Annotated in this window: 5 protein-coding genes; 4 read left to right on the plus strand and 1 reads right to left on the minus strand. The window is 74.7% G+C overall.

Annotated features, from left to right (window positions below):
• The 3 genes from ACFW9D_RS13210 to ACFW9D_RS13220 all read left to right on the plus strand — a co-directional run.
• Positions 1-1,029, plus strand: a 1,029-nt coding sequence (locus ACFW9D_RS13210; protein WP_384621194.1) for a thiamine pyrophosphate-binding protein, incomplete at its 5' end; no start/stop codon positions are given.
• Entirely contained in the window at positions 1,026-2,213 is a 1,188-nt protein-coding gene (locus ACFW9D_RS13215) for a Glu/Leu/Phe/Val dehydrogenase dimerization domain-containing protein (RefSeq protein ID WP_384621197.1), read from the plus strand. The genes ACFW9D_RS13210 and ACFW9D_RS13215, both read left to right, overlap by 4 nt.
• Positions 2,210-4,309: an acetate--CoA ligase family protein gene (locus tag ACFW9D_RS13220; protein ID WP_384621200.1), complete on the plus strand. Its 2,100-nt coding sequence runs from the start codon at positions 2,210-2,212 to the stop codon at positions 4,307-4,309. The genes ACFW9D_RS13215 and ACFW9D_RS13220 overlap by 4 nt, the downstream gene beginning before the upstream one ends.
• Positions 4,310-4,789: 480 nt before the next feature.
• Here ACFW9D_RS13220 and ACFW9D_RS13225 read toward each other — a convergent pair whose 3' ends face one another.
• Positions 4,790-6,385 (minus strand): APC family permease, encoded by a 1,596-nt coding sequence (locus ACFW9D_RS13225; RefSeq protein WP_188335840.1) that lies wholly within the window; start codon positions 6,383-6,385, stop codon positions 4,790-4,792.
• Positions 6,386-6,675: 290 nt separating this feature from the next.
• Here ACFW9D_RS13225 and ACFW9D_RS13230 point away from each other — a divergent pair, with 290 nt between their 5' ends.
• A complete protein-coding gene (locus ACFW9D_RS13230) occupies positions 6,676-7,299 on the plus strand; it encodes a TetR/AcrR family transcriptional regulator (RefSeq protein WP_188335841.1) in 624 nt (207 codons plus the stop codon).
• Positions 7,300-7,394 lie beyond the last annotated feature (95 nt).

Raw genomic sequence — 7,394 nt, forward strand, 5'->3', positions numbered from 1 at the left:
CTCGCGGCGGCCGCCTCGCTCCTGGCGTCGGCCGAGCGCCCGGCGCTGGTGCTCGGCGGCGGCGCGCGCGGAGCCGCCGACCTGTGCCTGGCCCTCGCGGAGCGGCTCGGCGCTCCGGTGGCGACGACGGCGAACGGCAAGGCGATCGTCGACGAACGGCATCCGCTCTCGCTCGGTGTCTCGCTGCACAGCCCCGCCGTGCAGAAGTGGCTGGCGTCCCGCGACGTGGTCCTGGCCGTCGGCACGGAGCTGGCCGAGGCCGACCTGTGGACCGAACTGCCTCCACTGCAAGGCGCGTTGGTCCGGGTCGACGTCGATCCGGAGCAGATGTACGGCGACCATCCGGCGGACGTCCCCCTGGTGGGCGACGCGGAGGTGGCCCTGAGCGGTCTGCTGGACGCGCTCGAAGGCTCCGCACGGCGCACCCCGGTCGAGGAGCAGTTGGCCGACGCGCCGGCCGCCCTGCGCACGGCCCGCGACGACGAGACACGCACGCGTGACGCGCTGTGGCGCCCCTACCTGGACGCGATCGGCACCGTCCTCGCCCCGGACGCGATCGTGACCTCCGACAGCGCCCAGTGCTGCTACTACGGGGCACTGCCGCACCTGCGCCTCGGCCCGCGGGCCCGCTATCTCCACCCGACCGGGTTCGGCACCCTCGGCTACGCCCTGCCGGCCGCGATCGGCGCCAAGACCGCCCGTCCGGAGCGCCAGGTCGTGGCCCTCAGCGGCGACGGCGGCCTCCAGTTCAGCGTCCAGGAGCTCGCCACGGCGGCCCAGTCGGGGCTGCCGCTCCCCGTCGTCGTGTTCGACAACGCGGGTTACGGCGAGATCCGCGACGAGATGAACGCCCGCGGCGACGCCGCGCTCGCCGTCGACCACGCGCGCGTGGACCTGCCCGCGCTCGCCCGCGCCTACGGAGGCCACGGCGCCACGGCCCGCTCCCCCGAAGAGCTGGCCCGCCTCCTGGAACACGCCCTGACCGTGCCGGGCCCCACCCTCATCACCGTCCCCGAGGAGACCGCATGACCACGCCCACGCCCCCGCTGGTCCAGCTGACCTGGACCGACCACGTCACGGGCCGCACCGGCCACCTGGTCGTGGACCGCCTGGTCCGCGGTGTCTCCAGCGGCGGCCTGCGCATGCGCGCGGGCTGCACCCTGGATGAGGTCGCGGGCCTCGCGCGCGGCATGACGATGAAGGAGGCCCTGCACTACAACCCGCAGGGCCGCTACATCCCGCTCGGCGGCGCCAAGGGCGGCATCGACTGCGACCCGAGGGACCCGGAGGCGTACGGCGTCCTGGTGCGCTACCTGCGGGCGATGCGCCCGTACGTCGAGTCGTTCTGGACGACCGGCGAGGACCTCGGCCTGACGCAGGACCTCGTGGACCGGGCGGCGGAGGAGGCGGGGCTCGTCTCGTCGATCCAGGCCGTGTACCCGCTGCTCGACGACGAGGCGAGCGCCCGCGCGCGGCTCGCCGACGCGTTCGCCGTCGAGGTCGACGGCATCGGCCTGGACGAGCTGGTGGGCGGCTGCGGCGTCGCCGAGTCCGTGCTGGTGGCCCTCGACCGGGCCGAGGTGCCGTACGCGGGCACCCGGGTCTCCTTGCAGGGCTTCGGCACCATGGGCGGCGCCACGGCCCGATTCCTGGCCCGGGCGGGGCTGCTGGTCGTCGCCGTCGCGGACCTCAAGGGCACGATCGTCAACGAGGCGGGGCTCGACGTCGAGGCGCTGCTCGCCGCGCGGGACGCGTACGGCACCGTGGACCGGGCGGCGCTGCGCCCCGAGGACCGTGAACTGCCGGGCGACGCCTGGCTGTCGGCCGACGCCGACGTGCTGGTGCCGGCCGCCGTGTCGTACGCGGTCGACGCCGGGAACCAGGAGCGGGTGACCGCGCGTTGGATCGTCGAGGCGGCCAACATGCCGGTGCTCGCCGACGCCGAGGAGCTGCTGGCGCGGCGCGGCATCACCGTGCTGCCGGACGTGGTGGTCAACTCGGGGACGAACGCCTGGTGGTGGTGGACGCTGTTCGGTGACATCGGCGCGGACGCCGACGAGGCCTTCGCGCACATCCGGCGCTCCATGCGGGCGCTGATCGACCAGATGCTGTCCCGCGCGGAGGCCGACGGCACGACGCCGCGCGCCGCCGCGCACGCCATCGTCGCCGACCGGCTGCCCGTCATCGCGGAGCGGTTCGGGTGGTACAGGTGACCGGCCCGGCGCCGGTGAACCTGGACGCGCTGTACGACCCGGCCTCGGTCGCGGTCGTCGGCGCGTCCGACAATCCGGAGAAGTGGGGATACTGGCTCGCCTCCGGGGCGCTGAGCGGCCGTGACCGGCGCGCCGTCCACCTGGTCAACCGCCGGGGCGGCCAACTGGAGGGCGCCCGGTTCCTGCCCGATCTGGCGGCGCTGCCGGCGCCGCCGGAGCACGTGGTCGTGGCGGTTCCGGCGCCGCACGTGCGGTCGGTCGTCGCCGAGGGGCTCGCGGCCGGGGCACGGTGCTTCACCGTCATCACGTCGGGCGGTGCGGGCGCCGCCGAGGAGCGGGCCCTCGCGGAGCTGATCACGTCGAACGGCGCCCGGTTGCTCGGCCCCAACTGCATGGGCGTCGTCGACACGACCAGCCGGCTGCGGCTGAGCTGGGGCGACTTCCCTTCGGGCGGGCTCGGCCTGGTGTCGCAGAGCGGGAACCTGGCCCTGGAGATCGGCCGGCATCTCGCCCGCGCGGGCCAGGGGTTCTCCCGCTTCGTGTCGCTGGGCAACCAGCGGGACATCGACGCGGCCGACGCCCTGGAGTCCCTGATCGAGCACGCGCCCACGCGCGCGATCGCCGCGTACGTGGAGGACTTCCGGGACGGCCGGCGGCTCGCGCGCGTGCTCGCCGCCGCGCACGAGGCCGGAAAGCCCGTGCTGCTCCTCACCGTGGGGCGCAGTGCGGCATCCGGGCGTGCGGCGGCCTCGCACACCGGCGCGCTCGTCAGCCCGTACGCGACCGTCGCCTCCGTCTGCCGTGACGCCGGTGCCCTGCTGCTGTCCTCGGCGGGCGAACTCGTCGATACGGCCGTCTATCTGATGGCTCGTGACCTGCGCGCGGGCCGGGCGGCGGGACGGCCGGTTCCGCCGCGCCGGGTGGCGGTCGTCGGTGACAGCGGCGGCCAAGGAGCCCTGGCCGCCGACGCGTTCGCCGCGGGAGGGCTGGAGGTGCCGGCCCTGTCCAAGGAGACGGTCGCGGCCCTGGACGACGCGCTGCCGCCCGGCGCGGGCCGCGACAATCCGGTCGACCTGGCGGGCGCGGGCGAGGCCGATCTGGGCAACTACGCGCGCGTGGCGGACGCCCTGCTGCGCGGGGGCGATGCCGACGCGGTCGTCCTGACCGGCTACTTCGGTGACTACGCGTCGGCCAACCCGGCGCAGGCCGCGCGCGAGTGCGAGGTCGCCCACGCCCTGGCCGACGCGGCGGCCTCGGCGGGCCGCGACCTGATCGTCCACACGATGGCCCGGGACACGGCGGCTCTCGCCGTGCTGCGCGAGCGCGGCGTTCCCGTCTACGAGCGCGTCGAGCAGGCCGTGACGGCCCTGTCCGGCGCGGCCCTGCTGTCCTCGTGCAACCCCGTCGCTCCCCAGGACACACCGGCGACCTGGTCCGCGTACCCCCTCGACGACGGCGGCTACGAGCACGTACGGGAGTTGCTCGCCTCCTACGGGGTGTCGTTCCCGGTCGCCTCCTTCGTGGAGGACGCCGACGCGGCCGTGCGCGCGGCGGAGGGCACGGGCTATCCGCTGGTCCTCAAGGCGATGGGGCTCGCGCACAAGACGGAGGCGGGCGGGGTGGCCCTGGGCCTCGCCGACGAGGCCGCGCTGCGGGCCGCGTTCGCACGGATGCGGGAGGCGACGGGCGCGGCGCGGTACGTGGTGGAGGCGATGGCCGCGCCGCCGTACGCGCACGAGCTGATCGTCGGGGTGCGGAGGGACGCGGCGTTCGGCCCGGTCGTCGTGGTCGGCGCCGGCGGTGTCACCGCCGAACTCGACGCCGACACGGCCTCGGCCCTCGCCCCGCTGACGCCCGCACGCGCGCGTGAGCTGCTGCTCGGGCTGCGGCGCGCGCCGCTGCTGACCGGGTGGCGGGGTGCGCCCGGCGTCCATCTGGAGGCGGCAGCGGCGGCGGTGTGCGCCGTGGCACAGGCGGCGGCCGACCACCCGGAGCTGGCCGAACTGGAGGTCAACCCGCTCCTGGTGCACCCGGGCGGCGCGCTGGCCCTGGACGCGCACGCCGTCCTGGACGTGGGGGGCACTCCGGTGCGGTGAGACGGACCGCAGCGCATGAAAGGTCCCGCCCGGCCATGGCCGGGCGGGGCCTTTCCCATGTGTCCCGGCCCGGCCGACGACCCGCCGCAGACGCCGAGCGTCCTCCCCGGGTGGCCCGCCGTGCGGCTGGTCACGCCCACGCGGCGGAGCCGCACACCGACACAGCCCCGCACCCCTTACGGGGTGCACTCCCTGGCCCGGCCGCGTCGGCGGCGGATGGCGCACCGCAGGAGGCGAACAGGCCGAGCAACAGACGCTGCTCAGCCTTCATCGGGGGAATGCGACCTGAAGGGTCCGCATTCCCGGGGCGCGGGGAACTGCGCGGCCGGCCACGACGAAAGCCCCGACCGGCAGCATCCCCACACGGCGGAGCCGCACACCGACACAGCCCGCACCCTGGCGAGACGCCCCGTGACGCACCAAGGGATCCCGCCCGGCCGGAGCCGGGCGGGTTCCCCTGTGCGCGGGCGACGCGTCACGTCACTCGCCGGTCAGGACGTCCTCGCGGTCCGACTCCCCGCGGGCCCGCTGCGCCGCCCGCGCCTTGCGGCCCGACGCGTAGAAGAGGAGGCCGATGCCGACGAACAGGAGCAGCGGGAGGACCTGGCTCAGGGTGTACTCCGCGCGCTGGCCCGCGAAGGACGCGGGCAGCGAGTCGGCCGCGTTGCCGTCCGTGCCGAACCAGCCGACGCCGAAGCCGGGCCAGATCAGCACGACCACGGTGAAGGCGACGAGGCCGGTGGCCAGCGCGGCGACGATCCAGGTGCCGAGCCGGCCGCCGGGCACGGCGTAGGGCCGGGGCTGGTTCGGGTACTTGCGGCGCAGCACGACGAGGCTGGGGAAGATGACGACGTACGAGATGAAGGTCGTGCAGATCGTCAGGCCCAGGCCGGCCGCGAAGTACTTCTCCCCGTTCCCGTCGGTGAGGTTCAGGGCGACGACGAACAGGATCGAGGCGAGCACGGCGGACAGGATGTTGACCCGCACCGGCGTGCCGTGCTTCTCGGAGATGTGGCCGAGCCAGGCCGGCCCCGCGCCGTCCGCGCAGGCCACGGCCTGGGCGCGGTGGGCGCCCATGGCCCAGGTGACGCCGGAGGTCAGCAGGCCGATGATGAGACCCGCCGCGGCGACCGCGCCGAACACGGAGCCGAGACCGGTGAGGGTGACCGTGCCGTCGGCCGCGATGGAGCCTCCGTAGACGGTGAAGACGGCCTTGCAGGCGTCGATGAAGCCGCCGAGGCTGCCGATCTCCTTTCCGGGCAGGACGAACAGGATGCCGAGGATCGGGCCGCCGTAGAGGAGCACGGCGGCGAGGCCGGAGCGCAGGATCGACAGCGGGATGTCGCGGCGCGGGTTCTTCATCTCCTCGGCGGCGGAGCTGGGCAGTTCGAAGCCGACGTAGTTGAAGATGAGGACGGGGACGAGCGCGACGAACCCGGCGTACGTGGGGACGAACTCGCCCGCGGGCAGCGTGTGCACGCCGTGCTCCAGGGCGAAGATCACCACGGAGACGAGGAAGAAGCCGAGGAGCACGATGCGGGCGACGGCGCCCGCGATGGGCACCCACTTGCCGATGCGGACGGACTGCACGACGGCGAGGGCGCCGCCCCAGATGAAGATCAGGCCCGCCGCGTACTTCCAGAAGCCGGGCAGCGGGGTGAAGAACTCCTCCCAGGTGGTGAGGGCGATGATGCACAGGCTGCCGCCCACCCAGACCGGGTTGGAGATCCAGTAGAGGAGCTGGTTGACGCCGGCGACGAGCCGGCCGAAGGCCAGCCGGGTCCAGACGTAGGGGCCGCCCTGCACGGGGAACGCCGAGCCGAGTTCGGCGACGAGCAGGCCGTAGGGCAGGAAGAACACGAGGGCGAGGATCGCCATCCAGGTGATGCCCTGGGGGCCCTGGGCGGCGACGGAGCCGATCGTGTCGAGTCCGACGAGGGTGCAGATGAGGAAGAACAGCACGTCCAGGCGGCGCAGATCCTTGCGCAGCCGGGAACGCTGCTCGCCCCAGCCCTCGGAGAGGTCGGGGGCGTCCGGGGCGGGCGGGGGCGTGGGGACGGGCGGCGCTTGGGTCACTGAGGGCTCCTGGCGACGACAGGACTGCTCGGTCGGGGACGGGCGGTGCGGGCGGCCGGGGAGACCGCGGGTGCTTCTCGTGGACCGGCTATTGACTGAATGGCCAGTCAGTAGAGAGCGGGTAGGTGGACTGTGGCGCGCGCCACGAGAGGGTGTCAAGAGCCGTGCACGAAGCGGTTGGGGACGCGATCGCGCACGCGGCGCCGGACCCCGGCCCGGAGCCGGTCCCCGTAGCCGCCCTGACGCGATCCCGGATGCCGCTTCGCCGCGACGGCAACTAGGGTGACCGGGTGACCAGAGTCCGGTTGAGCGTGGCCGAGCGGCGCGAGGAGCTGCTGCGGGCCGCCATCGAGCAGATCGAGGCGCGCGGGGTCGCCGCCGTGCGCATCGCCGACGTGGCATCGGCGCTCGGCGTGAGCAACGCGCTGGTGCTGTACCACTTCTCGACGAAGGAGAAGCTCGTCGCGGCGGCGTTCACGTACGCCGCCGAGGGCGATCTGGCCCATCTGCGCAAGCTGCTGGGCCGCCGCACGAGCGCGCTCAAGCGGCTGCGGGCCGCGGTGCGCTGGTACGGTCCGACGGGCCAGGCCAAGGGCTGGCGGCTGTGGATCGAGGGCTGGGCGGCGGCGCTGCGCGACGACGCGCTGCGGGAGGTCACGCGCGAGCTCGACCGGCGCTGGAAGGCGGAGCTCGCCGAGGTGATCTCGCAGGGGGTCGCGGCCGGCGAGTTCGTGTGCGCCGATCCGATGGCGGCGGCGCTGCGCCTGACGGCGCTGCTCGACGGTCTGGCGGTGCAGATGACGGCGTACGACGGGACGGTGTCCCGGGCTCGGACGCAGGAGTGGGCGGACGAGGCCCTGGCCCGGGAACTGGGCCTGGACCGGGCGGAGTTGACCCGGGCGGCCCAGGCCTGAAGAGTGGGGGGGGGGGGCGCCGGGCGGGCCGGCCCCCCCCCCGACCGCCGGGAGGTAGCGGTCGAGGTCGACGACCCCGGTCTCGACCAGGGACG

It is taken from the genome of Streptomyces sp. NPDC059524 (genome assembly GCF_042749255.1).
GTDB classification, from domain to species: domain Bacteria; phylum Actinomycetota; class Actinomycetes; order Streptomycetales; family Streptomycetaceae; genus Streptomyces; species Streptomyces xanthii.

Bases quoted from the DNA above. Each gene is read 5' to 3' on its own strand.
- ACFW9D_RS13215 (WP_384621197.1), top strand. From the start codon at position 1,026: ATGACCACGCCCACGCCCCCGCTGGTCCAGCTGACCTGGACCGACCAC.